The following is a 25,965-nucleotide window of genomic DNA, read 5'->3' as shown; positions in this document are numbered from 1 at the left end:
AAGGGTGGCGGCCCTGGCCTGAGAGGCCGCCGAACGGAGACGCCATGCCTTCCCTCGAACCGGGTCGTGAGCCGCACACCGGCCGCCACGTCAAGCAGAACGCCGAGTTTCTGGACGCCCTCCTGACCGAGGCGATCCGCTATCTCGATGGCGATGACGCGGCGGACCTGGTCGAGCGGGCGCGAAAGGCGGCATTTGAGGGAGCGGAGGCCGATCTGGAGGCCCTGTTCACGGGCCTGTCGGCTGACCAGGGGCTCTTCCTGGCGCGGGCCTTCGCCTATCACTCGCTGCTGGCCAATATCGGCGAGGACGTGGCCGGGCGCCGTCGTCACGCCGAGGCCGAGGTCATGCCGGGCAGCGAGAAGCCCATGACCCTGGCCGCCGCCATCGCCGGGGTGAAGAAGGATCATCCCGAGCGCCTGGAAGAATTGCTGGCCGGGCTGAATGTGGTGCCGGTCCTGACCGCGCATCCGACCGAAGTGCGGCGCCGAGGCGTGGTGGATCGGGAGTTCGAAATCTCCCGCCTGATGGCGCTTCGTCGCCACCATCTGCCGGCTGACCTGGAAAGCCAGATCCGCGCCGACCTTTTCCGCGAGATCGCTCTTCTGTGGCGCACCCGTCAGCACCGCCCGGAACGGATCACGGTGCGGGATGAAATCCGCAACGCCCTGTCGATCGTGCGCACCTCGATCCTGCCGGCGCTGGTGGACCTGTATGGCTCCTGGTCGCACGCGATCGAGGACGGCGCGCCGGTTCCGCCGATGCTTAAGCTGGGCACCTGGCTGGGCGGGGACCGCGATGGTCACCCCGGCGTGGACGGCGAGACCCTGAAGGCCGCGCTGAAGTCCCAGGCGCGCATCATTCTCGACTTCTATGCAGGCCAGGTGCGCAAGCTTTGGTCGGATCTGGCGATCTCCACCGGCTACACCGAGGTGTCCGCCGACCTTCAGGCCATGGCGGAGCTCAGTGAGTCGGCGAATGACGTCCATCGCAAGGACGAACCCTATCGCTTGGTTCTGTCGGACATCTTCGAGCGCCTTTCGGCGACGGCGCAGAAGCTGGCCGGGCAGCATGTGTCCTACGCTTTTGGTCCGTCGACGGCGGAGCCCTATGTGGGGCCGGAAGCCTTCATCAGTGATCTCGAGACGGTCCGCGACTCCCTGATCGACCATGAGGGCGAGCGGCTGGTGGGCTCGACCCTGCGCACCCTGCTGGATGTGGCGCGGGCCTGCGGTTTCCATCTGCTGGCCATCGATCTGCGCCAGAACGCGGATGTGCACGAGCGGGTGCTGCATGAGCTGTTCGCGCGCACGGGCTCGGAGGCGAACTATCTGGGCCTGGACGAGAAGTTCCGCGTGCCGCTCCTGCTGTCGGAACTGGCGCATGAACGGCCGTTGCGTTCGCCTTTCGTCACCTATTCCGAGGAGACGGAGAAGGAGCTGAAGATTCTCGAGAGCGCCGCCGAGGCGGTGCGCGACTTCGGCCCGGCCGCCATCGGCGCCTATGTGGTGTCCAAGGCCGCCACGGTGTCGGACATCTTGGAGCCGTTGGTGCTGCTCAAGCAGGTGGGCATCGTCACCGGCGGCGCCGAGCCGTCGTCGACCGTCTTCGTCAGTCCGCTGTTCGAGACCATCGGTGATCTGGAGCGTGGGCCGGATGTGATCCGCGCCTGGTTGGACATGCCGATCGCCAAGTCCTTGCTGGGCGACAAGCCTGTGCAGGAGATCATGCTGGGCTATTCCGACAGCAACAAGGACGGCGGCTATGTCGCCTCTCGTCGCGGGGTCGCGGCCGCGGCTTCGGCCCTGGCCGAGGCGGCGCAGAGCCGTGGCGCGGGCGTTCGCTTCTTCCATGGCCGCGGGGGTTCTGTCGGACGCGGCGGCGGTCCGGCCGCCGAGGCCGTGCTGGCGCAACCGCCCGGGACGGTTCAGGGCCGCATGCGGATGACCGAGCAGGGCGAAATGATCGCCCGGCGCTATGGCGACCAGCCGACGGCGCGGCGCAATCTGGACGGCATGGCCGCCGCCGTGCTGCTGGCCAGTGTAGAGGAGGGGATCACGCACCCGCCGGCTCCGGTGGAGGATGCGATGAATGCCTTGGCGCACGCATCCTTCGAAGCCTATCGCGCCCTGGTCTATGACGACACCGGGTTCGAGGACTTCTTCTGGTCGGCGACGCCGGTGGGCGAGATCGCTCAATTGAATATCGGCAGCCGCCCGTCCTCGCGGACCGCCAGCCGCAAGATCGAGGACCTGCGGGCCATTCCGTGGGTGTTCTCCTGGTCGCAGGCGCGTTTCATGCTGCCGGGCTGGTACGGCTTCGCCTCGGGCGTGGAGAAGGCGGGTCTCTCCACCGATCAGCTCAAGGGACTGGTCGAGGAGTACGACTTCTTCTCGGCCCTGCTGTCGAACATGGAGCTGGCCCTGGCGCAGAGCGACATGACCATGGCGGCTCGTTATGCTGAGCTGTCGCCGGACCGCACCGCTGCGGAGCGAATCTTCGGCGCCGTCAAACGCGAGCACGATGCCGCCGTGAAGCTCGCCTTGGCGATCCGGGGCGGGGAGGCCCTGCTCGACAACCAGCCCCAGCTGGCGGAATCCGTGCAACTGGCCGGTCATTCGGTTGATCCGCTCAACCATCTCCAGCTTGAGCTGCTGCGCCGCCGACGGGCAGGGGATGAAGATCCGCGCATCAAGTTGGCGATCCAGTCGACCGTGGCCGGCATCGCGGCGGGCCTGCGGAACACCGGCTGATATCCGTATACGAAAACGCTTGCGTAACGTCAGGATCGTGGCATCTTTGACACCGGTGTCACGGCTCCCACCGCGACACACCTGTTTCGTCGGCCTTGCCGACGTCACTTAGCGGCTCTTTCGGGAGCTCGCTCCTGCGCAAACTGGGGCGCCGCGTTGTCGGCGCCCCATTTTTTCATGGCTGCACGGGTTCAAACCCGAGCTCGCCCGTGACATGACAGCGCTCGAAATTCAAACCCTGGCTCAAGGCGACCCCGATGACCGACGCGATCGAAACCTACATGGATCTGGCCCCGGTCATGGCCGTGGTGACCATCGCCGACGTGGCCCAGGCGGTTCCGATGGCCAAGGCGCTGGTCGCCGGCGGCTGCACCACCATCGAAGTGACTCTCCGCACGCCGGCCGCCCTGGACGCCATGCGCGCCATCGCCGACGCTGTGCCGGAAGCCGTGATCGGCGCGGGCACGGTGTTGAGCGCCAAGGATCTCGAGGATTCCGCCAAGGCCGGCGCCCAGTTCGCCATCTCGCCCGGCGCAACGCCGGCTCTGCTGGCCATGGGCCGCGACGGCGCGATCCCGTATCTGCCGGCCATCGCCACGGCGTCTGAGCTGATGGCCGGGCTGGAGCACGGCTATCGCGCCTTCAAGTTCTTCCCGGCCGTGGCCGCCGGCGGCGTTCCCATGCTGAAGAGCTTCGGGGGGCCGTTCCCCTATGTCCGCTTCTGCCCCACGGGCGGCGTGACGTTGGAGACCGCGCCTGACTTCCTGAAGCTGCCGAACGTCGCCTGCGTGGGCGGCTCCTGGCTGACCCCCGACGCCGCCATGAAGGACGGCGACTGGGGCAAGATCCAGAGCCTGGCCCAGGCCGCCACGGACGCCCTGGCTCAGTTCAAGGTCTAGGTTCGGAACACCGGCGCATGTCGATGGTTCTCTAGGCTTCGGGTGAGCCTAGAGGGGGATCGGCCATGGCGCAGTTCGAGATCGACCGACTGGTCTTCAGGCCCGGCGACGTCGATCTGAGCCGCTCTCCACTGCGCAAGACCCTGGATGCGCCGACCTTCGTGCTCGGCGCGTTCAATCCCGCGCTTTGCCGGCTGCCCAACGGCAACCTGCTGCTGATGGTGCGGGTGGCTGAGGCGCTGCGCGACCCCACGGACGCTGAGCACGTCTACAGCATCCGCTGGACGGCGGATGGCTATGTCCGCGACGCCTTTCCCCTGGCCGACGCCAATACCGCCGATCCGCGCGTCTTTCAGCTGACGCATCACCATTCAAAGGTGCTGGGCCTGACCTCGCTGTCCTGGCTTTTGCCGGTGGAGCTGTCACCCGACGGGCTGGAGGTCGTCGAGGTTCACTACGACCGTGCAATCGAGCCGGCGGCCTCATACCAGATGTATGGGGTGGAGGACCCGCGCATCACCCGGATCGACGGGACCTATTACATGACCACCTGCTCGGTGAGCCCCGAGCGGCATTCCACAACACTCCATACGTCCACGGACGGGATGGATTGGACCCTGCAAGGGATCATCCTCGATCACCAGAACAAGGACATGCTGTTCTTCGAAGGCATGATCGACGGAGCGTTCCACGCGCTGACGCGGCCGCAGGGCGATTGCTATTTCGCCTACCCCCCCGACAGCGAGTGGCTGGGTGGAGCGTCGATCAATCTGGCTCGTTCGCCGGACGCCCTGCATTGGCGGCCGCTGCACGGCACGGGCATCCGGCCGCGCAAGGGCTCGAAGGCCAATATGCGCCTCGGCGGCGGGGCGCAGCCGGTAAGAACGGACAAGGGCTGGCTGGTTCTCTATCACGGGGTGGAGACCCGAGCGCTGATCGGGATCTATCGCACCTTCTGGGCTCTGCTCGACCTGGAGGACCCCAGCCGTATCCTGCGCCTGGAGGACGAGGTTGCCCTGCTGGAGGGAAGGGCGGACCTGACGGCTGACCTGGAAGAACATATGTACATACGTGACGTAGTGTTTACGACAGGGATCGCCGATGGCGGCGATGTGTGGATCGTGGCGTCGGGCGAGGCGGACCTGGCGTGCCGGATGACGCACATTCCAAAGGCAGTCTTCGACTGAGGCTTGCCTTCGTCCGCGCGGGACGCCAAAGGCGGCGGATGATTGTCCCAATTCACGACCCGACCGATGAGCGGATCGCCGCCTATCGCGACGTGCGTGAACGCGATCTGGTGGGGCGCGAGGGGCTGTTCATCGCCGAGGGCGAAGTCGTTCTGCGCTGTTTGATCCGCAGCGAGCGATGCGAGACCCTGTCGCTATTGCTGTTGGAGCGTCAGGCCGAGCGCTTGGCGTCGATGCTGACCGACCTGCCGCCGGAGGTTCCGGTGCATGTGGCGAGCCAGGCGGTTATGGACGCCATCGTCGGCTTTCCGATCCATCGCGGCATCCTGGCCTTGGGGCGCCGTCCCTTGGACCCGGAGCCCGATGATCTGTTGGCGGTGCTGCCGGCGCGCGCGGTTGTCATGTGCCTGTTTGGGATCGCAAATCACGACAACATGGGCGGACTGTTGCGTAACGCGGCGGCGTTCGGCGTCGATGCGGTGCTGCTGGATTCCGACTGCTGCGATCCGCTGTACCGCAAGGCCATCCGGGTTTCGGTGGGGGCGGCGTTGCTGACGCCGTTCGTGAGGTTGGCGCCGGGCGCGGATGTGGTGGGCCTGCTGGAGCGAGGCGGCTTCCAGGCCTTGGCGCTCAGTCCCAATGGCGAACGCACCTTGGCGGAGACCCGGCGGCCTGAGCGTGTGGCGGTTCTGCTCGGAGCAGAGGGCCCCGGATTATCTGCAAAGCTCATGGCGCAAGCGCAGACGGTGCGCATTCCCATGCGTGGCGGCTTCGACTCCCTGAACGTGTCGACCACCGGCGGCATCGTCCTGCACCACCTGACCAGCCAATGAAAAAGGGCCGCCCCTTGGGGGCAGCCCTTCCATCGTCGTGGCCGCGGCCACGAAACCGAACTGATCAGCTCAACGAGCTGTCAGGCGGAAACCTCGGTCTTGAGGCTCCAGGTGACGGCTTGCGACCGCGGTTGGAGACAATGAGACACTGGATCACCTCCTTTCAGCTGTTGAACAGGAAGGTCAGTATGTGACCCGTTTTCGCCGCGCGACAAGCGGCGTTTGCGCGCAGGTCAGTTTACGACCGCGGAGGCCAGCAGCAGCGCGCCGGCCCAGACCGCGCCACAAAAGGATATGGCGGCCAGGATCGCCCAGTTGAGTTCGGCGCGGGCTTCGGCGTCCGGGTTTTGATCGCTGGAGGACCAGACAATCGGTCGGGGAGCGGTACGAGGCACTGCGTTTCTCCTTCACGCCAAGAACCGACGAGACAGCGGAGTGTTCCCTCGGCGAGGAGGCGATGTGTGATGCTTATGCGGCTTTGAGGGAGGAATTGAGGCAGGCTTGAAGTGTGTTGAGTCGATGACGGAGCAAGCGCCATGCCCAGTTGGGACCCTGCCCTTTATGAGCGCTACAAGCGTTATCGCGACCGCCCGGCGCTGGATTTGATGCTGCAGATTCCGCGCGGCGGTGATCTTGGTGAAATCTGGGATCTGGGCTGCGGCACGGGCGAGCACGCGGCTCTCTTGGCTCGGCGCTATCGCGCGGCGAAGGTTCATGGCCTGGATTCCAGCCCGCACATGATCGCCGAGTGCCGCAAGCGGACAGAGGCCGTGGATTGGGTGTTGGGCGATCTGAACAGCTTTGAGGCGTCAGCCGACCTGATCTTCACCAACGCCGCCCTGCAATGGGCTCCAGACCACGGAACGCTGTTCCTGCGTCTTGTGAAGTTGCTGAATCCTGGCGGCGTGTTCGCCTGCCAGATGCCGCTGGCCTACGAGAGCGTCCACCACGGCATTTTGCGGCGCACGGCGGCTAAGGGGCCCTGGGCCGAAGTCCTGAAGGATGCTGACGCGATCCGCCGGATGCCGACGGCGGCGGAATACCACGACTGGCTCGCGCCCCTGTGCGACAGCGTCGATATCTGGAGCACGCGCTATCTGCATGTGCTCGAGGGGGAGGACGCGGTCGTCGACTGGATGAGCGGGACGGCGTTGCGGCCCTATTTCGACGTGTTGGGCGAGGGAGCGTTGAAGGACGCGTTCCTCGACGCCTTCCGCGTCAATATCGCGTCGGCGTTTCCGATGCGCGCCGACGGGACGACGTTGTTCCCGTTCGAGCGGCTGTTCATCGTAGCGCAGCGCGCTCCCTGAGGCTGGGCCGTCGGCGCAGCTCCGACACCGGCTTGTCCAAGGCTTCGAGCGCTTCGATGGCGGCCAGATAGCCGGCATGGACCGCCGGTTCGAACGCCCCCCAGTCGCGGATGTCGACACCGTCAACCTTGGGCGTCACCAGGACGTCGGAGGCGGTGCGGGAGGCGGCCAGATCGCGCCCCGTGGTCACCGTCGCCGCGCGCATCAGCAGGGCGACGATGGGCGGGCCTTTCCGCCATTCGCCGCTGAGCAGCCATCGCAGCCAGGATTTGGGGCGATGCATGTCGGCGGCGTTGATGCTGCGGCCGCGGGTGACGTCCACGCCGATGATAGGGCCAAGCTGGAAGGCGCGCATCACGTCGGCCGGGAAGTTCTTCATCACCGCACCGTCCACCAGCACCTCGCCGTCCTCGACCATGGGCGGCAGGACGCCGGGCAGTGAGATCGAGGCGCGCAGGGCGTCTTTCAGCACGCCGCGCCGGTGCACGTGATAGGCGCCGGAGGTCAGGTTCGAGGACACGCAGAAGAAGGGCAGCCACAGGTCGCTGATCTGGGTGTCGCCAAAGTGCTGCTCCAGCCGGGCGCGCACCTTGTCGCCATGGGTCAGGGCCAGGATCGGGAAGGCGATGTCGTCCAGCGGACTGGAATCCACGAAGGCGGCGCGGATGCGCGTCTCCATTTCCGCATCGTCCCACCCCATGGCGAGGCCCGCCGCCACGATTCCGCCCATGGAGGCGCCGGCCACGAAGTCTATGGGCACGCCGAACTCGCGCAGGGCCCGGATCGCGCCGATGTGGGCGTAGGCCCGGGCGCCGCCGCCGGACAGGACAAGACCGACCGACTGGCCCGTGATCAGGCGGGCGATGCGGGCGATGTCATGCGCGTCGCCGTGCCGGATGTGGAACAGGCGGGCGGCTTCAGTGATGTCCAGCCAGGCCGCCGAACCGCTGGGCCGCGCGCGTTTGGCGGGATGGATAAGGATCAGGTCCACCAGGCGCTGGCGCTGCAGCGGCTCATAGGCCTTGGCGGCCACCGGCGGCGGCGGCTGGTCGCCGTGGCCCACGCGGAACAGGCGGTCCACCTGCCGGCCGACCACGTGCTTCCAGGCGTCTTCGCCGGTCTCGACCGCGTAGAGAACGAAATCGTGATCCCGCTCGACGTTGGAGAACCACTCCATCGGCGCCTGCAGGGACTCAGCGCCGGCGACCGCCACCTCGTAGCCGAGCGCCTCAATGGCCTCGCCGACGGCCTCTACCAGATCGCGAACCGGCGGGCCGGGATTGGTGGCGACGAAGCCGAACACCGAGGGCTCGCCGATCGAGGCTTGGGTAGCCGCCTGGCGCGAGCGCAGGATCATCAGACGCGCCAGTTCGGTCATCACCGCCGGATCGCGGTCGGCGGCCTCGAAGAAGGCGTCGCGGGGCAGGGCGAGCACTTCGCTGTCGCGCAGGGCGACCACGCGGGCGGAGTGCGGGGTTTCGGCGATGAAGGCCATTTCGCCGGCCGGTTCACCAGGACGGATGACGCCCAGGAACTGCGGCTCCTGACCCTCCTCCTGGCGAAAGGCGCCGAGGCGGCCAGCGCGCAGGAAGTAGAGCTCTTCCGCCGGACCGCCGGGATCGTAGAGCGGCGTGCCGCCCGGCAAAGAGAACCAACTGGCGCCGCCGCGCGACTGTTCCTGCGCGAAAAGGCGGCCAAGCGCGGTCTTGGTCAGCGACTCAGGCAAGACGTTCCCCCCGAAGGCCCCGATTATAGCGTGGCCGTCCGGTTGGCGAAGAACGCAGGGTGCGACCTCTTCGACTTCCGGGGTTCCGTTCAACAGGCTATGCGTCGGTTCATGCCAAAGCTCAAAAGCGCCATAGATTCCAAAGGCGAAGCCTTTGCCCGCAACGCAGAGGCCAACCGCCGCCTGGCCGATCAGCTTCACGAACGAGTCGCGGCGGCGGCGCTCGGCGGGCCCGAAGCGTCACGGACGCGGCATGCCTCGCGCGGCAAGCTTTTGCCCCGCGACCGGGTGGAGCGCCTTCTGGATCCCGGCGCCCCGTTCCTGGAGATCGGCCAGTTGGCGGCGTTTGGCCTCTATGGCGATGAGGCCCCGGGCGCGGGCGTTATCGCCGGCGTCGGCCGGGTGTCGGGCCGCGAGGTGATGATCGTCGCCAATGATCCGACGGTGAAAGGCGGCGCCTATTTCCCGCTGACGGTGAAGAAGCACCTGCGCGCCCAGGAGATCGCCCAGCAGAACCGTCTGCCGTGCATCTATCTGGTGGACAGCGGCGGGGCGAACCTGCCGCATCAGGCGGAGGTGTTCCCGGACCGTGACCATTTCGGCCGCATCTTCTTCAACCAGGCGCGGATGAGCGCCGAGGGCATCGCCCAGATCGCCTGTGTCATGGGGTCCTGCACGGCGGGCGGCGCCTATGTGCCGGCCATGTCGGACGAGACGGTGATCGTCCGCAACCAGGGGACCATCTTCCTGGGCGGGCCGCCGCTGGTGAAGGCGGCCACGGGCGAGGTTATCAGCGCCGAGGAGCTGGGCGGGGCGGACACTCACGGCCGCAAGTCCGGCGTCGTGGACCATGTGGCCGAAAACGATGAGCACGCCCTTGAGATCGTGCGCTCCATCGTCGCCAACCTGAACACCACCAAGACCGTGAACATGGATGTTCGCGAGCCCAAGGATCCGGCCTTCGATCCAGAGGAGCTCTACGGCGTCGTCCCGACGGATGTGCGTGCGCCGTATGATGTGCGCGAGGTGATCGCCCGCATCGTCGACGGCTCGGAGTTCGACGAGTTCAAGGCGCTGTACGGCACCACCCTCGTCTGTGGCTTCGCCCGCATCTGGGGCTATCCGGTGGCGATCCTGGCCAACAACGGGGTTCTGTTCAGCGAGAGTGCGCTGAAGGGCGCGCATTTCATCGAGCTGGCCTGCAAGCGGAAGATCCCGCTGGTCTTCCTGCAAAACATCTCCGGCTTCATGGTCGGCGGAAAATACGAGGCCGGCGGCATCGCCAAGGACGGCGCCAAGCTGGTCACCGCCGTGGCATCAGCCAATGTGCCGAAGTTCACCGTCCTGATCGGCGGCAGCTTCGGCGCCGGCAACTACGGCATGTGCGGCCGGGCCTATTCCCCTCGCTTCCTGTTCACCTGGCCCAACAGCCGCATCAGCGTCATGGGCGGCGAGCAGGCGGCCAGCGTTCTGGCGACCATCAAGCGCGACGGCATGGAGGCCAAGGGCGAGGACTGGCCGGCGGCGGACGAGGAGGCCTTCAAGGATCCGATCCGCGCCCGCTACGAGGCCGAGGGCGACCCGTATTTCGCCTCTGCCCGCCTGTGGGACGACGGCATTATTGATCCTCCGCAAACCCGGGACGTTCTGGGTCTGGCCATATCGGCCAGTCTGAACGCCCCCGTGCCCGACACGACGTTCGGCATCTTCCGGATGTAAGAGCTAGGAGCCCGCACAGTGACCAACCCCATCGCCGACCCCCTGGTGGAGAACATCGACACCGACGCCACGACCAATCTGGTGCTGATCGAGGGCACGGTGGACGGCGCGGTGACGGTCACCATCAACCGCGCGGCCAAGAAGAACGCCTTCGATGCGGCGACCATCGCCGCCCTGCGCCAGGCCTTCGAAACCCTGCACGGGGCCGAAGGCGTGCGGGTGGTGTTCCTGCGCGGCGCGGGCGGCATGTTCAGCGCCGGGGCGGATCTGGAATGGATGCGTTCCGCCGCCGACTGGAGCGAGGCGGACAATCGCGAAGACGCCATGGAGCTGGCGTCGATGCTCAAGGCCCTGCACGACGTGCCGGCCCTGACCGTGGCGCTGGTCGAGGGCGCGGCCTTCGGCGGGGGCGCGGGTCTGGTCGCCGCGTGCGACATGGCGATCGCCACGCAGGACGTGAAGTTCTCGTTTTCGGAAGTGAAGCTGGGCCTGACTCCGGCGACCATCAGCCCCTATGTGGTCGCCGCGGTGGGTCCGCGAAACGCCAAGGTGCTGTTCGCCACCGGCCGCGTGTTCGGCGCGGGCGACGCACAGGCCTATGGGCTGGTGAGCGAGGTGGCGCCTGACGCCGGCACCATGGATGCGCTCAAGGCCGCCATCGCCGACGGCATGAAGCCCTGCGCGCCCGGCGCCATCGGGGACAGCAAGCGTCTGGTGGACATGGTGGTCGGCCAACAGATCGATCATGGGCTGATGGAGGAGACCGCGCGCCAGATCGCGCGTCGCCGCGTCAGTGAGGAAGGGCAGGAGGGCGTCCGCGCTTTCCTGGAGAAACGCAAACCGTCGTGGGCTGAGTAAAGCTCGGGCGGAATAACAAGAAGAGCCGAATGATCCAGTCTGTCCTGATCGCCAACCGGGGCGAGATCGCGCGCCGGGTGATCCGCACCGCGCGCCGCCTGGGCGTGCGCACCATCGCCGTCTATTCCGAGGCCGACGCCGACGCGCCGCATGTGCATGAGGCGGATGAAGCCGTACTGATCGGCCCGGCGGCGGCGCGTGAGAGCTATCTGCTGCCGGAGAAAATCCTGGCGGCGGCCAAGGCCACCGGCGCGCAGGCGATCCATCCTGGCTACGGCTTCCTGTCCGAGAACGCGGCCTTCGCCCGGGCGGTGACCGACGCCGGCCTGGTCTGGATCGGTCCGCCGCCGTCGGCGATCACGGCCATGGGCCTGAAGGACGCCGCCAAGGCGCTGATGATCGAAGCCGGCGTGCCGACCACGCCCGGTTATCTGGGCGACGACCAGTCGGAAGAGCGCCTGTCAGACGAAGCGGCCAAGATCGGCTTTCCGGTTCTGATCAAGGCCGTGGCCGGAGGCGGCGGCAAGGGCATGCGCAAGGTCGAGGCGGCGGAGGATTTCATCGCCGCTCTCGGATCGTGCCGTCGCGAGGCCTCGGCCAGCTTCGGCGACGACCGCGTGCTGCTGGAGAAGTACGTCACCCGCCCGCGCCACATCGAGGTGCAGGTGTTTGGCGACAACCACGGAGAGGTCGTTCATCTGTTCGAGCGTGACTGCTCCCTGCAGCGCCGCCACCAGAAGGTGATTGAGGAGGCGCCGGCCCCCGGCATGGACGCGGCGACCCGCGCCGCCGTCTGCGAGGCGGCGGTGAAGGCGGCCAAGGCCGTGAACTATGTGGGCGCCGGCACGGTGGAGTTCATCGCCGACGCTTCAGAAGGCCTGCGCGCCGACCGCATCTGGTTCATGGAGATGAACACCCGCCTTCAGGTGGAGCATCCGGTGACGGAGGCGGTCACGGGCCAGGATCTGGTGGAGTGGCAACTGCGCGTCGCTTCGGGCGAGCCGCTGCCGCTGAAGCAGGAGGCGCTGTCGATCAACGGCTGGGCCATGGAGGCGCGCCTCTATGCCGAGAACCCGGCGACGGGCTTCCTGCCGTCCACCGGGCCGCTGGACCACTTCCGCCTGCCGGACCACATCCGCGTCGACAGCGCGGTGGAGGAGGGCGGCGACGTGACGCCCTTCTACGATCCGATGATCGCCAAGCTGATCGTTCACGGATCGACGCGTGAGGCCGCGGCCGCAGAGCTGGCCGACGCCTGCCGGCACGTCGAGGTCTGGCCGGTGAAGACCAACGCCGCTTTCCTGGCCCGTTGCGCCGATCATCCGGACTTCGTTGCCGGCCGCGTGGACACCGGCTTCATCGAGGCGCGGATCGACGCTCTGATCGCGACTGTCGAGCCTTCCGAGGACGCCAAGGCCGCGGCTGTGGCGGCCCTGCTGTCCCAGGCCGAAGACGATGTGTCTCCCTGGTCGCCGGCCGAGGGGCTGGCGGGCTTCCGCCTGAACCGTCGGGACCGCGCTCCGGTGCGCCTGGTCCATGACGGCAAGGTGGTCGAGGCCGCCGTGCCGGGCGAGGTAGAGGCCGATGTCTTGCTGGGCGAGGATGGCGAGATCGTCCTGTTCGAGGGCGGCGAAGCGCTGGTTTTCTCCGCCCCGCGCGCCCATGCGACCGGTGAAGGCGGCGGCGCGAGCGATGGGGCGGTTCGTTCGCCCATGCCGGGCAAGATCGTCAGCATCTCGGTCAAGGCCGGCGACGCCGTGACCAAGGGGCAGGCCCTGCTGGTGCTTGAAGCCATGAAGATGGAGCACGCCCTGACCGCCCCGTTCGATGGAGTGGTCGCCGAACTGGCTGCGACGACGGGCGCGCAGGTTTCCGAAGGGATCACTCTGGCGAGACTCGAGCCGGCGGCTTAAGTCACGACCATGGCGCTCAATATGATCAAGCTCTGCGTCGGTTGCGACACCGTCGAAGAGCTCCTCGAATGGCATAAGGAAGCCGACCGTCCCTGGATCATGCAGACCCGCATGACCCCCAAGCGGATCGACGAACTGGTGGACGGCGGTTCGCTGTACCGTGTGTTCAAGGGCGTGATCCTGTGCCGTCAGAGAATCATCGCCATTGACACGGTGGGTGATGGGCAGGCCGCGCGCTGTGAGGTCACCCTCGATCGCGACGTGATCCGTGTCGAGCCGCAGCCGCGCCGGGCGTTCCAGGGTTGGCGTTACCTGACCGGAGATGATGCGCCGCGTGATCTGGCCGTGGGCGATCTTGGCGACATGCCGCCGGAGCTGGCGCGCCAGTTGCGCGAACTCGGCGCCTGGTGAGGCGTCCACTGGTTTCCGCCAAGTGGCCGATTGACCTGCGACAATTGTGAACGACTCAGGCGGTTGCGTTGACCGACTCAGCGGCTCGGCTTCACTTATCGTTAACCCGGAACCGATTCGGGGTGCAGGAGGCTAAGTCATGTCGCAGGCGAACGTCATAGTCGTCGGCAACGAAAAGGGCGGTGCGGGCAAGTCCACCATCGCCGTCCACCTCGCCACGGCGCTGCTTCATGGCGGCGCGAAGGTGGGGATCATGGACCTCGATTTGCGTCAGTGCTCCCTGGGTCATTTCTTCGCCAACCGCCGCGCGTGGGTGGCGGCCAAGGGTGTGGAGCTGCCAATGCCCGTCGACGCCACCTATGGCGACGAAGGCGTGGCGCTCGCCCAGGCGTCCGATGAAGAACAGATCGCCCGTTTCGAGGCGACCTTCGCCGAGCTCACCGAGCAGGTGGACTTCATCCTCATCGACACGCCGGGCGGCGACACCGCCGTCTCCCGTCTGGCCCATGGGCGCGCCGACCTGATCGTCACCCCGATGAACGACAGCTTCGTCGACTTCGATATGCTGGGCGTTGTCGATCCCGTGACCCTGGAAGTCACGCGCCCCAGCCTCTACGCCCAGACGGTTTGGGAGGCCCGCAAGCAGCGCGCGGCCTCGGCCGGCAAGGCGCTGGACTGGGTCGTGCTGTCGAACCGCATGGCCACCACCGAAGCCCGCAACCGCAAGCGCGTCAGCGACCGCATGCAGGCTTTGTCCCGCAAGACCGGCTTCCGCATGGGCCCGGGCCTGCGCGACCGCGTGATCTATCGCGAGCTGTTCCCGTTCGGCCTGACCATCGCCGACCTGTCGGCTCAGGTTCGCCCGGTGCCTGTCTCACTGACCCACGTGGCGGCGCGGCAGGAACTGCGGGCGCTGATGCATTTCGTGGGCCTGTCCGGCTTCTCCGGCGAAGTTCTGCTCGCCGCCCAGTAAGGGCGTTTCATGCTCTATCTCGCCATCGGCGCGGGGCTTCTGGCCCTGCTCGTTTCGCTCGGTCGCGCCGGCTCCTGGAGCCGGTTGAAGGGCGAGGGGTGGCGCGTGGGTTTCGGCGCGGGCGCGATCGCTGTCTTTGCCGTCGGCGCCTTCATGGGCATTCGGGGCGCCTGGGGCACGGCTCTGGTTCTGCTGGTTGTGGGTCTTGGCCTGGCGTCGGCCGCCCGTGGGAGCCGCCCCAAGGCGCAGGCCCGTGCGGCTTCGCAGCCGGTCTCCGGTCTTTCAGCCCGCGAAGCACGGGACATTCTGGGTGTCGAAGAAGGCGCCAGTCCCGAACAGATACAGGCGGCCTATGGCCGCCTGATCCGCATGGCGCATCCCGACAAGGGCGGAACCGCCGGCTTGGCCGCGCAGCTGAACGCCGCGCGGGACCGTCTACTGAAAGGCTAGACCTTACGGCTTCACGATCATGCACACCTGACGCTGGGCGGTCAGGGTGGCGCAGGCGCGCTGGGCGCCATCGGCCGAGAAGCCGCTGAAGCGGGCGCGGAACGAGCCGCCGGGGCCGGATTCCACGGAGCCGGTGGCGTTGGCGAACACCTTGGCGAACTTCTTCTCGGTGATCTGAAGCTGCTTGCCGGCCAGGCTCTTTTGCTTGAAGGCGCCGACCTGGACCTTGTAGGCGCCAGCGGACTTGGCCGGCATCTTCTTTTGAACGGTCATCTTCGGCGGCGTGGCCGGGTTCTCGGTCAGGACGATCTTTAGGTTGTCCTGCTCGGCGTCGCCTTGCTCGATGGACGGACGCATGATGGGGCCGGACGGTTCCGGCTCGAACAGGTTCTGAGCGACCGTGATCCGCTCGCCGCGGCTGCGGCGCTTGATGACGTCGAAACCGGTGAGCAGGAGGTCCTCGACGCTGTTGTCGCGCGAGGCGCCCGAGGGGCCGCCCAGGACGACGGCGATCAGGCGGCGGTTGTTCTGCACGGCCGAGGCGGCGAGGTTGTAGCCCGAGGCGTTGGTGAAGCCTGTCTTCAGGCCGTCCACGCCAGGCATCTTGCCCAACAGCTTGTTGTGGTTGCGCATGGCTTGGCCGCGCACCACGGCGTTCTGCTGGCCGAAATAGGCATAGTACTGCGGGTAGTCGCGCATGACGGCGCGCGACAGGATCGCCAGGTCGTGAGCGGTCGAGATCTGGCGGCTGTCCGGCAGGCCTGAAGCGTTCACGAAACGGGTGTTCTCCATGCCCAACTCCTGCGCGCGCAGGGTCATCATGGCGGAGAAGCGGGTTTCGGTGCCGCCCAGACGTTCGGCCATGGCCACGGCCATGTCGTTGGCGGACTTCAGCGCCATGGCGCGGAGAACTTCATCGACGGTGATGCGCGACCCGGCGCGAAGGCCCAGCTTCGTCGGCTGCTGCGCGGCGGCCCGCGGGGAGACCACGATCTCGTCCGTCAGACGCAGCTTGCCTTCGGCCAGCGCCTCGAACGCCATGTACATGGTCATCACCTTGGTGATGGAGGCGGGATACCGGGGACTGTCGCCGCGTTTGGAGTAGAGGATCTCGCCCGAGTTGGCGTCCATCACGATGGCCGCGTAGCGCGGCTCGGAGGTCGGGACCTTGAGGATGGGCGCAGCCGTCGCGGCGGTAGCCGAGACGATCAGGCCGGCGGCGAGGCCGAATGCGGTAAGCAGGCGGCGGGCGTGCTGGGTCATGCGCGGCGTCCGTCGTTGGAATCACTGAGGCGCTGTAGCGCCGGACGAATGTCTAACATGAGCGCCGTAGGGTTTCGCTAAGGTTAAAGGATTGTGAGTGAATTGGCCGCAGCGCTGAATTCATGAGCAATTACAGCGGCGCTTGATTTGTGCGCTGCACAAAAATCAGTTGACTGCTGCACTGCAACATGAGACGTTCTCCGCACATCGGAGCCGTCAGAGCTCCGCCAATTCCACACCGGGAGATTTCCGATGGCCGCCACCACCGAGACCCTGAAGACCACCGTCGAGCAGTTCACCACCGCCGGCAACCAAGCGTTCAAGGACAATATCGAAAAGTCCTTGGCCGCCCTGAACGAAATGAACGTTCACTCCAAGAAGAACCTGGAAGCTGTCGTCGCTTCGGTCACTGCGGCCACCAAGGGCGCCGAAGCTCTGGGCGCCCAGGCCATCGCGTTCTCGAAGAAGTCGGTTGAAGACCAGGTGGCCGCCGCCAAGACCCTGGCCTCGGCCAAGAGCGTCCAGGAAGCCATCGAGCTGCAGACCGCCTTCGCCAAGACCGCGATGGAGACCTACCTTGCCGAAGTCGGCAAGTGGACCGAAACCGTGTCGGCCTCGGTTAAGGAGTCGGTCCAGCCGCTGAACGAGCGCGTCACCGCCGCCGTCGAGCGCGTGCAGGCCGCCCGCTAAACCCGGGCGTCCCCCAACGAGTTGAGGCCCGGCCCGAAAGGTCCGGGCCCTTTTCGTTTTAGGCTCCTGCTTTGCCGCGCGGTCGCGTCGCTGTATTCATGACCGCGACCTTCAGGAGTCCCTTATGAGCCAAGTCGAACAACGCCTCGCCGCCCTGGGCATCACCCTGCCGGAGCCGGGCGCGCCGATCGCCAACTATGTGCCGTTCGTGCGCAGCGGAAACCTCGTCCACATCTCGGGCCAGGTGTCTCGCGACGCCGCCGGCGGCATCACCGGCGTGGTGGGCGAAGCGGTGGATCTGGCGACGGCACAGAAGGCGGCGCGCCTGTGCGGCATCAATCTGCTGGCCCAGATGAAGGCCGCTTGCGGCGGCGATCTGGACCGCGTGGTCCGCGTCGTGAAGCTGGGCGGCTTCGTCCAGGCCGGCCCGAGCTTCTTCGACATCCCGCAGGTGGTGAACGGCTGCTCCGACCTGATGGTCGAGGCGCTGGGCGACGCCGGCCGCCATGCGCGTTCTGCCGTGGGCGTCTATCGCCTGCCGTTGAACTTCGCGGTGGAGGTCGACGCCGTGGTGGAGATCAACTGATGCGCACGCGCGAACGGCCCGCCGTCGAGACCTTCGGCGAGGCTTGGGAGCGCCTGTTCGGACCCGCGGTGGCGCACCGCGGGCTCTGGTCGCCTGATGGCGCGCCGGAGAATTCATTGGCGGCCTTCCAAGCCGCTTGCGCCGGCGGCTATGGCGTCGAGCTGGATGTCCAGCTCTCCGCCGACGGCGAGGCCATGGTGTTTCACGACGATCGCCTGGACCGCATGTGCGGTGTTGACGGGCGTATCGCCGATCACACCGCCGCCGATCTTTCCCGACTGCGTCTGGCGGGAACGGAAGAGACCATCCCGAGCCTGGCGGAAGTGCTGGTCCATATCGGCCACCGCGCCATGGTCTACATCGAGCTGAAGACCCCGTTCGGCGAGGTCGGCCCGCTGGAGAAGCGGGTCTGCGAAATCCTGATCGATCACAACGGCCCGACGGCGGTGATCGGCTTCAATCCATACTCCCACGCGTGGTTCGCTGATCATCATCCGCAGGTTCTGCGCGGGCTCGACAGTTATAACTGGGCCGACAAGGGTGCGGAGAAGTTGGCGCCGGCCCTGCGAAAGTCCTTGGCGGCGCTGGAGCATGTGACCATTGCGCGACCGGATTTCCTGGCCCTGGGTCTCGATATGCTGCCCTCGGCCAAGGCCGATGAACTGCGGGCCGGCGGCATGCCGGTGATCGCCTGGACCGTGCGGTCGCCCGACCAATGGGATCGGGTGAAGGACCATTGCGACAACCAGATCTTCGAGGGTTTTCGCGCGTGAGTTCCCTGCGGCCCGCGGTCCGCGTTCATCGCCGTATCAGTGAAATCGGCAGGGAAGCCTGGGAGGCCTGCGCCGCCCCGCATGGCGATCCGTTCGTCTCGTACGACTTCCTAAACGCCCTGGAGGAGAGCGCCTGTGCTGTGGAGCGTACGGGCTGGGCGCCGCAGCATCTAAGCGTCGAGGACGAGGACGGCGAAATCGCGGCGGTGATGCCGCTCTATCTGAAGTCTCACAGCCAGGGTGAGTATGTCTTCGATCACGCTTGGGCGGAGGCTTATGAACGGGCGGGAGGCCGGTACTATCCCAAGCTCCAGTGCTCGGCGCCGTTTTCGCCTGTGACCGGGCCTCGGCTGATCGTCAGGCCCGGGGCTGAGGCCGACGCGGCGCGGTCGATGCTGCTGGGCGGGGCGCTGCAGCTTTGTCAGCGCATGGAGGCCTCGTCCCTGCACGTGACCTTTCCCACCGAGGATGAGTGGTCGTGGATGGGCGGGCAGGGGATGCTGCTGCGGCAGGACCAGCAGTATCACTGGCACAACAACGGCTATGCGGCCTTCGACGATTTCCTCGCGGCTCTGTCGTCCAATCGGCGCAAGACGATCCGGCGCGAGCGGCGCGACGCCCGGGACGGTCTGGAGATCGTCGCCCTGACTGGCGCCGATCTGAACGAGGACCATTGGGACGCCTTCTACGGCTTCTACATGGATACCGGCGGGCGAAAGTGGGGGCGGCCCTATCTGAACCGCACCTTCTTTTCGCTGCTGGGTGAGCGGATGGCCGATCGCGTGCTGCTGATCATGGCGCGGCGCGAGGACCAATGGATCGCCGGGGCGCTGAACCTGGTCGGCGACGATTGCCTCTATGGCCGTCATTGGGGCTGCGTCGAGGATGTGCCCTTCCTGCACTTCGAGCTTTGCTATTATCAGGCGATCGAACACGCGATCCGCCTGGGCCTGCCGCGTGTCGAGGCCGGAGCGCAAGGACAGCACAAGATCGCCCGCGGCTACCTGCCCAGCGCCGTCTACTCCGCCCACTGGATCGCCGATCCGGCTCTGCGTGATCCGGTCGCCCGCTATCTGGAGCGTGAGCGCGAGGCCGTGCAGGATGACATGGACATGCTGACGGCCGAGTTCTCGCCTTTCAAACATTCGGAGACGACGTGATGAGCCTGAACGGGACCTATGACGAGGGGAACATCTTCGCGAAGATCGTGCGCGGCGAGATGCCCGCCGTGAAGATCTTCGAGGATGATCAGGTTCTGGCCTTCATGGACGTGTTCCCGCAGTCCAAGGGGCATGCGCTGGTGATCTCCAAGACCTCCAAGGCGCGCAACCTGCTGGAGGCTGAGCCAGAAACCGTGGCGGCCCTGGCGGCGGCGACGCAGAAGCTGGCCAAGGCGACGACATCGGCCCTCAAGCCGGATGGTGTGGTGGTGACCCAGTTCAACGGGGCGCCTGCCGGGCAGACCGTCTTCCATCTGCACTTCCACGTCATTCCCCGCTACGAGGGCGAGACGCTCGGCAGGCACGGCGAGGGCATGGCCGACCTTGAGGAGCTCAAGGCTTTGGCGGCCCTGATCTCGGCGGCGCTTTAGCCGAAAAGCCGGTCGATGGCCGGACGCATGATCGCCGCCTCGACCGCCGCCCAAAGCGCGGCGACTTCCTGAGCGGCTGGATCGGTTGGGCTCCACTCGAGGGTGGAGCGCCCATGGGCGATGGCCTGCTGGAACATCACCCGGGAGCGCACGCCGGTCGGGGCGATCGACAGGCCCGTAAAGCGCAGGGCTTCGACCGCCTTGAGCACCGCCGGAGCTTCGAACCCGTTTCGCCGAGCCGGAGCCTGGTTCAGGACAATCATCGAAGGTTTGCCGAGGCGCCGGACCATTTCCGCTGAACGTGCGATCGAAGCGATATCGAGGAAGCTCGGTCGACAGACCAGAAGACAGAAGTCCACGCAGTTGGCGATCTGCACCACCTCCGCCTCTGGGGCGGCGGGCGTGTCCACCAACAGATAGTCCATGTCCGCACGCTCGGCGGCCGAGCGGATCTGGAACATCTTGCCGGCGCTGGTCTCGGCCAGTTCGGGGCCCGGCCCTGTGCGGGCGCGCAGGCTGTCCGAGGCGGATCTCTGCGGATCGGCATCGGCCAGGGTGACGGCGCGGCCGGCCAGATGGGCTGCGATGGCCAGATTGACGGCGAGGGTGGTTTTCCCGGCGCCGCCCTTACGCGAAAGCACTGCGATCGTCTTCACGGGTCGCCTCCCTGGGGCGGAACGATGAGCACCTCATTTCAAGTAGGAAGTGGCGACAAACTCCGTGGCCACTGTAAAACGTCGGGGACGCTGCTCTTGGCGAACGCGACAGTCTAGTTGGAACAATGCGACAGGGGCGCGACGCATTGACACGGCTGAGCTTGATTAGACTTGCCAAAACTCAAGCTGGCCAAGGAAAACAACCGAGCGGCGAACGGCGATAGGCGGCGGCCTCCGTTAGCCGGCGGCGCTGATGGCTTCGGGGATTCATGTAATCTAAATCGCACATCGGCTTACTTTCTCGCCGATCGCCATGACCCAGAGCCAAAAACAGCTCCGTCTCTCAAAAGATGCTCCGCTTCCGAGCCAGGAGCTGGCGACATTCTATTCGCCGGTCGTCCGCACCTATCTGCTCGCCGTGGCCGGCTACTACGCGATCATCACCGCCGTTCATGCGGCGGTCGAGGAAAGCCGGCTGGTCTGGATTTTGGTCACCTTGTCGGCAATCGCCGTGGCCGCCTGCATGGCGGCTTGGAAGTGGGTTTGCCGACCCAACACGCGACTGTGGCGCCTTGAGGTCGGCGCGCTGGTCGGCAACGCTGCGCTGTTCGGCAATGTGCTGGTCTATATCCAGACTCACCCGGCGGAGACCCACAAGCTCGTCTACTTCGTATTGATGGCCATGGCCTTCGCCACCGCCGGTCCCAGCCGGCGAGTTGTGTATGCGAGCGTCGCGTTGTCCCTGGGCAGCATGATCGCGCTGGCGGCGTCGGTGGGTCCCGGCATTCGCGACCAGTATCAGTTTATTGGTCTGGCTGGCGCCTTCGCGGCTATCGGCATGGCCGCCCTGATGCGCGGCGCCATCACCCGAGAGGTGAGGGCGCGTCTGGCCACTGAGGCGCTGAACCGTCAGATCGAACAGGAACTGGCCCGTACCGAGGCCTGGCGCCGCCGCGCTCATGAGCTTGCGCTTCGCGAACAGGCCGCCAACCGGGCCAAGACCGAGTTTCTGGCGACGATCACCCACGAACTGCGGACGCCGCTGAATGGGGTGCTGGGCATGGCGCAGGCCATGGCGCACGGTCCGCTGGACGCCACGCAGCGCACCCGGCTGGAGACGATCAGGGGCTCCGGCCACGCTCTGCTGGGGCTGATCAATACCGTGCTCGACATCTCCAAGATCGAAGCCGGGCGGCTGGAGCTGTCGGAGACGGTCTTTGACCTGCGTGCTTTCGGCAAGGAGCTGGGCGATCTTTACAAGGCTCTCGCCAAGGAGAAGGGGCTGAAGTTCTCCCTGAGCCTGAATGACGGCGGCCATCGCTGGCGTCTGGGTGATGAAGCGCGCCTGCGGCAGGTGCTGAGCAACCTGTTATCCAACGCCCTGAAGTTCACCGAGAAGGGCTCCGTCACCGCCAGCATCACCTGCGACGGCGACCAACTGTCTTGCCGAGTGACGGACACGGGCGTGGGAATCGCCGTCGACCAGTCGCCGCGCCTGTTCGAGAAGTTCGTGCAGGCCGACGCTTCGACGACGCGGCGGTTCGGGGGCACCGGTCTTGGCCTGGCGATCTGTAAGGAGATCGTCAGCCTGATGGGTGGCGAGATTCGGTTTGAAAGCACTCCGGGCAAGGGCTCATGCTTCAGCTTCGAAGCACCCTTGCCGAGGGCGGATGCAGAGGACGTCGCCAAGAGCGGCGGTGAGCAGGCGGGGCTCAGCGATGCGCCCTTGGAGGACTTGCGGGTGCTGGTGGCGGACGACAACGCCACCAACCGCCTGGTGATCCAGACTCTGCTGCGCCAGTTCGGTGTCGAATGTGCGTTGGCCGAGGGCGGTGAGGACGCCTTGTCCGCTTGGGAGAACGAGCAGTGGGACATGATCCTGATGGACATCCACATGCCGCGCATGGACGGCCTGACCGCCACACGCCGCATTCGCGCCGCTGAAAAGGCGCAGGGGCGTCAGCGCACGCCGATCGTGGCGATCACCGCCAGCGTGCTGAGCCATGAGACCCAGGCTTATCTCGCAGCGGGAATGGATGATTACATCGCCAAGCCCATCGACCTGAATCAACTGCTCGCGGCCATCGAACGCGTGCTGAGCGGGCAGGGCGCAGGCCAAGCCGCGGCGATGGGCTGAGCCGTCAGTCCGCGGCGTAATTGCCTATACTGATGATGTTGCCGTCACGGTCCTTGAACCAGGCGATGCGCATCTCGCCTGAGACGTGGACGTCTCCCTCAAGTCTGGTGTCCGGCAGCTCGGCGTAATGCTCAAAGGCCACGCCCTTAGCTTGCAGCGCCTTTACGACAGCGTCGAAGTCCTGCCGAAGCGTTCATAGCGAGCCAGCTGGACGATGTAGTCCAGGTGATCCGGTTCGATCAAACCTCGCAACGCCTCCGGGGCGGGCAAGGTCCAAGTCAACGAAGGAGTGAGGCTCTCACTGGCCGTCCGGCGATACGAGAAATCAATCATGACGCTAATCTGATATTCTCGCGCACTTCCACGTGGCCGCGGTTGAGGCGAGCCCTCACCCGAAAGAAAACGGGAGGCGCCTTGCGACGCCTCCCGTTGCTTTAGTTCGCCGATCGGCCGCGGCTTAGGCCAGGGCGTCGTCGGGCTTCTTGCGGCGACGGCGGGGAGGCGGCGGGGCCTCGTCCGTCGCTTCCTCGGCGGTTTCGGGACCCACGGCGTCGTCGATCTCGAACGCGATCTTGGCGTCCTTGAGGATGACCTTGACGTGGCCGCCCTTGGCGAGGCGTCCGAACAGGATGTCGTCGGCCAGGGGCTTCTTGATGTGCTCCTGGATGACGCGGGCCAGGGGACGGGCGCCGTACAGTTCGTCGAAGCCGTTCTTGGCCAGCCAGTCGGCCGCATCGTCGGACAGTTCGATGGTCACGTTGCGGTCGGCCAGTTGGGCCTCCAGCTGCATGACGAACTTCTGCACGACCTGGCGAATGACCTCCTGATCCAGCGGCTTAAACGTCACGATGGCGTCCAGGCGGTTGCGGAACTCCGGCGTGAAGATGCGCTTCAGGGCCGCTTCCTCCTCGCCGTCCACCTTGCCGCGGCCGAAGCCGATCGACTGGCGCTGGGCGTCGGAGGCGCCGGCATTAGTGGTCATGATCAGGACCACGTTCCGGAAATCGACCTTCTTGCCGTTGCTGTCGGTCAGGGCGCCGTTGTCCATCACCTGCAGCAGGATGTTGTAGACGTCCTGATGCGCCTTCTCGATCTCGTCGAGGAGGACGATGGCGTGCGGGTGCTGATCGACCGCGTCGGTGAGCTGGCCGCCCTGGTCGAAGCCCACATAGCCTGGAGGCGCGCCGATGAGGCGGCTGACCGTGTGACGCTCCATGTACTCGGACATGTCGAAGCGGAGCATCTCGATGCCCAGGGTGGAGGCCAGCTGCTTGGCGGCTTCCGTCTTGCCGACGCCGGTGGGGCCGGTGAACAGGTAGCAGCCGATGGGCTTGTTCGGATCGCGCAAACCGGCGCGGGCCAGCTTCATGGCGCTGGACAGCTGATTGAGCGCTTCGTCCTGGCCGAAGACCGCGCGCTTCAGATCGCTGTCGAGCTGACGCAGGGCCTCGGTGTCGGACTTGGACACCGACTTGGGCGGGATGCGGGCGATCTTGGCGACGACGCCTTCGATCTCCTTGACGCCCAAGGTCTTCTTGCGGCGGCCCTCCGGCAGCAGCATCTGCGATGCGCCGGCCTCGTCGATCACGTCGATCGCCTTGTCCGGCAGCTTGCGGTCGGTGATGTAGCGGGCCGACAGCTCAACGGCGACCTTCAGGGCGTCGTTGGTGTACTTCAGCTTGTGGAAGTCCTCGTAGTAGGTCTTCAGGCCCTTGAGGATCTTGATCGTGTCCTCGACCGTCGGCTCGTTCACGTCGATCTTCTGGAAGCGACGCACCAGGGCGCGGTCCTTCTCGAAGTGCTGACGAAACTCCTTGTAGGTCGTCGAGCCCATGCAGCGCAGGGTGCCCGAGGCCAGGGCCGGCTTCAGCAGGTTGGAGGCGTCCATGGCCCCGCCGCTGGTGGCGCCGGCGCCGATGACGGTGTGGATCTCGTCGATGAAGAGCACCGCGTTGGGGTGGTTCTCCAGCTCCTTGACCACCTGCTTCACGCGCTCTTCGAAATCACCGCGATAGCGGGTGCCGGCCAGCAGCGCGCCCATGTCGAGCGAGAAGATGGTGGCCTCCGCCAGCACCTCCGGCACCTGGCCGGTGATGATCTTGCGGGCCAGGCCCTCGGCGATGGCGGTCTTGCCGACGCCGGGGTCGCCCACGAGCAGCGGGTTGTTCTTGGTGCGGCGGCACAGGATCTGGATCGCGCGCTCGACCTCGGCCGCGCGGCCGATGAGCGGGTCGACCTTGCCCTGCTTGGCCTTTTCGTTGAGGTCCACGCAGTAGGCTTCGAGGGCTTCGCCGCCGGTTTTCACGGCGGGCTTGTCCTCGTCGTTCTCCACCGTGGCGCCCTTGGCGGCCTTGGCTTCGGAAGCGCCGGCCTTCTTGGCGATGCCGTGGGCGATGAAGTTCACCGCGTCGTACCGCGTCATGTCCTGCTCCTGCAGGAAGTAGGCGGCGTGGCTTTCGCGTTCGGAGAAGATGGCCACGAGCACGTTGGCGCCCGACACCTCGTCGCGGCCCGAAGACTGGACGTGGATGACGGCGCGCTGGATCACGCGCTGGAAGCCGGCCGTGGGCTTGGCGTCTTCACCATCCTCGACGATGAGCGACTTCAGCTCCACGTCGAGATAGTTGGTGAGGCTTTTCTTGAGGGCGGCGAGATCGACGTCGCAGGCGCGCATCACCCCGGCGGCGTCCTCGTCGTCAGTCAGCGAGAGCAGCAGGTGCTCAAGCGTCGCGTACTCATGTTTGCGCTGGTTGGCGTAAGCCACCGCGCGATGCAGGGATTCCTCGAGCGGACGAGAAAAAGACGGCATCCGGTCTCCTAGTCCTTTTCCATGGTGCACTGCAGCGGATGCTGGTGCCGGCGAGCTGTATCCGTGACCTGGGCGACCTTGGTTTCTGCGACTTCATAAGTGAACACGCCGCACACCCCGACGCCGTTCTGATGAACGTGGAGCATGATGCGAGTCGCTTCCTCGCGGTTCTTGTTGAAGAAGCGCTCGAGGACGTACACGACGAACTCCATCGGCGTGTAGTCGTCGTTCAGGATGAGCACGCGATACAGCGAAGGCTTCTGCGTCTTCGGTTTCGTCTGGGTGACGATGGCCGAACCCGCCCCGTTGTTCTGTCCTGCGCCTGCTCTCTCCGGCATCAATCAAGGTCTCCCGACAGGACGAAGCAGTCCGTCGTTCTGGGGATTAGATATGAAAAGCGCGCCGCTTTGGAAGGGTCCTCTTCACCA

Annotated in this window: 25 protein-coding genes; 17 read left to right on the top strand and 8 right to left on the bottom strand. The window is 66.2% G+C overall.

Translation table 11 applies throughout. The annotated features are described in order from the left end of the window. Positions 1-44: 44 nt before the first annotated feature. The 4 genes from ppc to P7B02_RS12035 all read left to right on the top strand — a co-directional run bounded on the left by ppc (position 45) and on the right by P7B02_RS12035 (position 5,672). Positions 45-2,753, top strand: a complete 2,709-nt coding sequence (ppc, locus tag P7B02_RS12050; protein WP_277786583.1) for a phosphoenolpyruvate carboxylase — start codon at positions 45-47, stop codon at positions 2,751-2,753. Positions 2,754-3,010: 257 nt separating this feature from the next. Then, a complete protein-coding gene (gene eda / locus P7B02_RS12045; RefSeq protein WP_277786582.1) occupies positions 3,011-3,652 on the top strand; it encodes a bifunctional 4-hydroxy-2-oxoglutarate aldolase/2-dehydro-3-deoxy-phosphogluconate aldolase in 642 nt (213 codons plus the stop codon). Between the two features lie 65 nt (positions 3,653-3,717). Further along, the gene (locus tag P7B02_RS12040) at positions 3,718-4,839 is read left to right on the top strand and encodes a glycosidase (RefSeq protein WP_277786581.1); all 1,122 of its coding nucleotides are present in this window, start codon (positions 3,718-3,720) and stop codon (positions 4,837-4,839) included. A 38-nt stretch (positions 4,840-4,877) separates the two neighbouring features. Beyond that, positions 4,878-5,672 carry a TrmH family RNA methyltransferase gene (locus P7B02_RS12035; RefSeq protein ID WP_277786580.1) on the top strand — a complete coding sequence of 265 codons (795 nt, stop codon included), beginning with the start codon at positions 4,878-4,880 and terminating at the stop codon, positions 5,670-5,672. 80 nt (positions 5,673-5,752) lie between these two features. On the opposite strand, the gene P7B02_RS12030 is transcribed toward P7B02_RS12035, so the two are convergent. Together P7B02_RS12030 and P7B02_RS12025 are read right to left on the bottom strand one after the other, a co-directional pair. Beyond that, positions 5,753-5,839 carry a hypothetical protein gene (locus P7B02_RS12030; RefSeq protein WP_269717031.1) on the bottom strand — a complete coding sequence of 29 codons (87 nt, stop codon included), beginning with the start codon at positions 5,837-5,839 and terminating at the stop codon, positions 5,753-5,755. Between the two features lie 66 nt (positions 5,840-5,905). Further along, positions 5,906-6,067 carry a hypothetical protein gene (locus P7B02_RS12025; RefSeq protein WP_277786579.1) on the bottom strand — a complete coding sequence of 54 codons (162 nt, stop codon included), beginning with the start codon at positions 6,065-6,067 and terminating at the stop codon, positions 5,906-5,908. A 141-nt stretch (positions 6,068-6,208) separates the two neighbouring features. Here P7B02_RS12025 and P7B02_RS12020 point away from each other — a divergent pair, with 141 nt between their 5' ends. Next, complete coding sequence (locus P7B02_RS12020; RefSeq protein WP_277786578.1) at positions 6,209-6,982, top strand: methyltransferase domain-containing protein; 774 nt, start codon at positions 6,209-6,211, stop codon at positions 6,980-6,982. Here the strand turns inward: P7B02_RS12020 and P7B02_RS12015 are convergent. Continuing rightward, positions 6,957-8,708 carry a patatin-like phospholipase family protein gene (locus P7B02_RS12015; RefSeq protein WP_277786577.1) on the bottom strand — a complete coding sequence of 584 codons (1,752 nt, stop codon included), beginning with the start codon at positions 8,706-8,708 and terminating at the stop codon, positions 6,957-6,959. The two genes, P7B02_RS12020 and P7B02_RS12015, sit on opposite strands and share 26 nt — an antisense overlap. 111 nt (positions 8,709-8,819) lie before the next feature. Between P7B02_RS12015 and P7B02_RS12010 the strand changes: the two genes are divergently transcribed. From P7B02_RS12010 to P7B02_RS11985, 6 genes are all read left to right on the top strand, one after another. Beyond that, entirely contained in the window at positions 8,820-10,427 is a 1,608-nt protein-coding gene (locus P7B02_RS12010; protein ID WP_277786576.1) for a carboxyl transferase domain-containing protein, read from the top strand. An 18-nt stretch (positions 10,428-10,445) separates the two neighbouring features. Beyond that, on the top strand, positions 10,446-11,285 hold the full coding sequence (locus tag P7B02_RS12005; RefSeq protein ID WP_277786575.1) for an enoyl-CoA hydratase-related protein: 840 nt from the start codon (positions 10,446-10,448) through the stop codon (positions 11,283-11,285). Between the two features lie 29 nt (positions 11,286-11,314). Next, positions 11,315-13,198, top strand: coding sequence for an acetyl-CoA carboxylase biotin carboxylase subunit (locus P7B02_RS12000; RefSeq protein WP_277786574.1), 1,884 nt, complete (start codon positions 11,315-11,317; stop codon positions 13,196-13,198). Between the two features lie 9 nt (positions 13,199-13,207). Continuing rightward, the gene (locus tag P7B02_RS11995; RefSeq protein WP_277786573.1) at positions 13,208-13,609 is read left to right on the top strand and encodes a DUF1489 family protein; all 402 of its coding nucleotides are present in this window, start codon (positions 13,208-13,210) and stop codon (positions 13,607-13,609) included. Positions 13,610-13,748: 139 nt separating this feature from the next. Beyond that, complete coding sequence (locus tag P7B02_RS11990; protein WP_277786572.1) at positions 13,749-14,582, top strand: division plane positioning ATPase MipZ; 834 nt, start codon at positions 13,749-13,751, stop codon at positions 14,580-14,582. A 9-nt stretch (positions 14,583-14,591) separates the two neighbouring features. Further along, positions 14,592-15,032, top strand: a complete 441-nt coding sequence (locus P7B02_RS11985; protein ID WP_277786571.1) for a J domain-containing protein — start codon at positions 14,592-14,594, stop codon at positions 15,030-15,032. Between the two features lie 3 nt (positions 15,033-15,035). On the opposite strand, the gene P7B02_RS11980 is transcribed toward P7B02_RS11985, so the two are convergent. Next, positions 15,036-16,295 (bottom strand): D-alanyl-D-alanine carboxypeptidase, encoded by a 1,260-nt coding sequence (locus P7B02_RS11980; RefSeq protein ID WP_277786570.1) that lies wholly within the window; start codon positions 16,293-16,295, stop codon positions 15,036-15,038. Positions 16,296-16,547: 252 nt separating this feature from the next. On the opposite strand from P7B02_RS11980, the gene P7B02_RS11975 reads away from it, so the two are divergent. From P7B02_RS11975 to P7B02_RS11955, 5 genes are all read left to right on the top strand, one after another. Further along, positions 16,548-16,985, top strand: a complete 438-nt coding sequence (locus P7B02_RS11975; protein ID WP_277786569.1) for a phasin family protein — start codon at positions 16,548-16,550, stop codon at positions 16,983-16,985. A gap of 124 nt (positions 16,986-17,109) precedes the next feature. Next, positions 17,110-17,571, top strand: coding sequence for a RidA family protein (locus tag P7B02_RS11970; protein WP_277786568.1), 462 nt, complete (start codon positions 17,110-17,112; stop codon positions 17,569-17,571). Continuing rightward, positions 17,571-18,344, top strand: coding sequence for a glycerophosphodiester phosphodiesterase (locus P7B02_RS11965; protein WP_277786567.1), 774 nt, complete (start codon positions 17,571-17,573; stop codon positions 18,342-18,344). The genes P7B02_RS11970 and P7B02_RS11965 overlap by 1 nt, the downstream gene beginning before the upstream one ends. Continuing rightward, positions 18,341-19,504, top strand: a complete 1,164-nt coding sequence (locus P7B02_RS11960) for a GNAT family N-acetyltransferase (protein ID WP_277786566.1) — start codon at positions 18,341-18,343, stop codon at positions 19,502-19,504. The genes P7B02_RS11965 and P7B02_RS11960 overlap by 4 nt, the downstream gene beginning before the upstream one ends. Then, a complete protein-coding gene (locus P7B02_RS11955; RefSeq protein WP_277786565.1) occupies positions 19,504-19,935 on the top strand; it encodes an HIT family protein in 432 nt (143 codons plus the stop codon). The genes P7B02_RS11960 and P7B02_RS11955 overlap by 1 nt, the downstream gene beginning before the upstream one ends. On the opposite strand, the gene P7B02_RS11950 is transcribed toward P7B02_RS11955, so the two are convergent. Then, the gene (locus P7B02_RS11950) at positions 19,932-20,591 is read right to left on the bottom strand and encodes a ParA family protein (protein WP_277786564.1); all 660 of its coding nucleotides are present in this window, start codon (positions 20,589-20,591) and stop codon (positions 19,932-19,934) included. The two genes, P7B02_RS11955 and P7B02_RS11950, sit on opposite strands and share 4 nt — an antisense overlap. Positions 20,592-20,904: 313 nt before the next feature. On the opposite strand from P7B02_RS11950, the gene P7B02_RS11945 reads away from it, so the two are divergent. Next, positions 20,905-22,728 carry an ATP-binding protein gene (locus P7B02_RS11945; RefSeq protein ID WP_277786563.1) on the top strand — a complete coding sequence of 608 codons (1,824 nt, stop codon included), beginning with the start codon at positions 20,905-20,907 and terminating at the stop codon, positions 22,726-22,728. Positions 22,729-22,732: 4 nt separating this feature from the next. Here P7B02_RS11945 and P7B02_RS11940 read toward each other — a convergent pair whose 3' ends face one another. From P7B02_RS11940 to clpS, 3 genes are all read right to left on the bottom strand, one after another. Continuing rightward, complete coding sequence (locus P7B02_RS11940) at positions 22,733-22,870, bottom strand: hypothetical protein (protein ID WP_277786562.1); 138 nt, start codon at positions 22,868-22,870, stop codon at positions 22,733-22,735. A 315-nt stretch (positions 22,871-23,185) separates the two neighbouring features. Then, positions 23,186-25,537 (bottom strand): ATP-dependent Clp protease ATP-binding subunit ClpA, encoded by a 2,352-nt coding sequence (gene clpA / locus P7B02_RS11935; RefSeq protein ID WP_277786561.1) that lies wholly within the window; start codon positions 25,535-25,537, stop codon positions 23,186-23,188. Between the two features lie 8 nt (positions 25,538-25,545). After that, complete coding sequence (gene clpS, locus P7B02_RS11930) at positions 25,546-25,875, bottom strand: ATP-dependent Clp protease adapter ClpS (protein WP_269717032.1); 330 nt, start codon at positions 25,873-25,875, stop codon at positions 25,546-25,548. Positions 25,876-25,965 lie beyond the last annotated feature (90 nt).

The organism is Caulobacter segnis, from assembly GCF_029543125.1.
Lineage (GTDB): Bacteria > Pseudomonadota > Alphaproteobacteria > Caulobacterales > Caulobacteraceae > Caulobacter > Caulobacter segnis_D.
This window is presented reverse-complemented; position numbering and strand designations above follow the sequence as displayed.

What these genes read in the sequence shown, in the direction of transcription:
- ppc (WP_277786583.1), top strand. Translation starts at nt 45, where the DNA reads ATGCCTTCCCTCGAACCGGGTCGTGAGCCGCACACCGGCCGCCACGTC.
- eda (WP_277786582.1), top strand. Translation starts at nt 3,011, where the DNA reads ATGACCGACGCGATCGAAACCTACATGGATCTGGCCCCGGTCATGGCC.
- P7B02_RS12040 (WP_277786581.1), top strand. Translation starts at nt 3,718, where the DNA reads ATGGCGCAGTTCGAGATCGACCGACTGGTCTTCAGGCCCGGCGACGTC.
- P7B02_RS12035 (WP_277786580.1), top strand. Translation starts at nt 4,878, where the DNA reads ATGATTGTCCCAATTCACGACCCGACCGATGAGCGGATCGCCGCCTAT.
- P7B02_RS12020 (WP_277786578.1), top strand. Translation starts at nt 6,209, where the DNA reads ATGCCCAGTTGGGACCCTGCCCTTTATGAGCGCTACAAGCGTTATCGC.
- P7B02_RS12010 (WP_277786576.1), top strand. Translation starts at nt 8,820, where the DNA reads ATGCCAAAGCTCAAAAGCGCCATAGATTCCAAAGGCGAAGCCTTTGCC.
- P7B02_RS12000 (WP_277786574.1), top strand. Translation starts at nt 11,315, where the DNA reads ATGATCCAGTCTGTCCTGATCGCCAACCGGGGCGAGATCGCGCGCCGG.
- P7B02_RS11995 (WP_277786573.1), top strand. Translation starts at nt 13,208, where the DNA reads ATGGCGCTCAATATGATCAAGCTCTGCGTCGGTTGCGACACCGTCGAA.
- P7B02_RS11990 (WP_277786572.1), top strand. Translation starts at nt 13,749, where the DNA reads ATGTCGCAGGCGAACGTCATAGTCGTCGGCAACGAAAAGGGCGGTGCG.
- P7B02_RS11985 (WP_277786571.1), top strand. Translation starts at nt 14,592, where the DNA reads ATGCTCTATCTCGCCATCGGCGCGGGGCTTCTGGCCCTGCTCGTTTCG.
- P7B02_RS11980 (WP_277786570.1), bottom strand. Translation starts at nt 16,295, where the DNA reads ATGACCCAGCACGCCCGCCGCCTGCTTACCGCATTCGGCCTCGCCGCC.
- P7B02_RS11975 (WP_277786569.1), top strand. Translation starts at nt 16,548, where the DNA reads ATGGCCGCCACCACCGAGACCCTGAAGACCACCGTCGAGCAGTTCACC.
- P7B02_RS11970 (WP_277786568.1), top strand. Translation starts at nt 17,110, where the DNA reads ATGAGCCAAGTCGAACAACGCCTCGCCGCCCTGGGCATCACCCTGCCG.
- P7B02_RS11965 (WP_277786567.1), top strand. Translation starts at nt 17,571, where the DNA reads ATGCGCACGCGCGAACGGCCCGCCGTCGAGACCTTCGGCGAGGCTTGG.
- P7B02_RS11955 (WP_277786565.1), top strand. Translation starts at nt 19,504, where the DNA reads ATGAGCCTGAACGGGACCTATGACGAGGGGAACATCTTCGCGAAGATC.
- P7B02_RS11945 (WP_277786563.1), top strand. Translation starts at nt 20,905, where the DNA reads ATGACCCAGAGCCAAAAACAGCTCCGTCTCTCAAAAGATGCTCCGCTT.
- clpA (WP_277786561.1), bottom strand. Translation starts at nt 25,537, where the DNA reads ATGCCGTCTTTTTCTCGTCCGCTCGAGGAATCCCTGCATCGCGCGGTG.
- clpS (WP_269717032.1), bottom strand. Translation starts at nt 25,875, where the DNA reads ATGCCGGAGAGAGCAGGCGCAGGACAGAACAACGGGGCGGGTTCGGCC.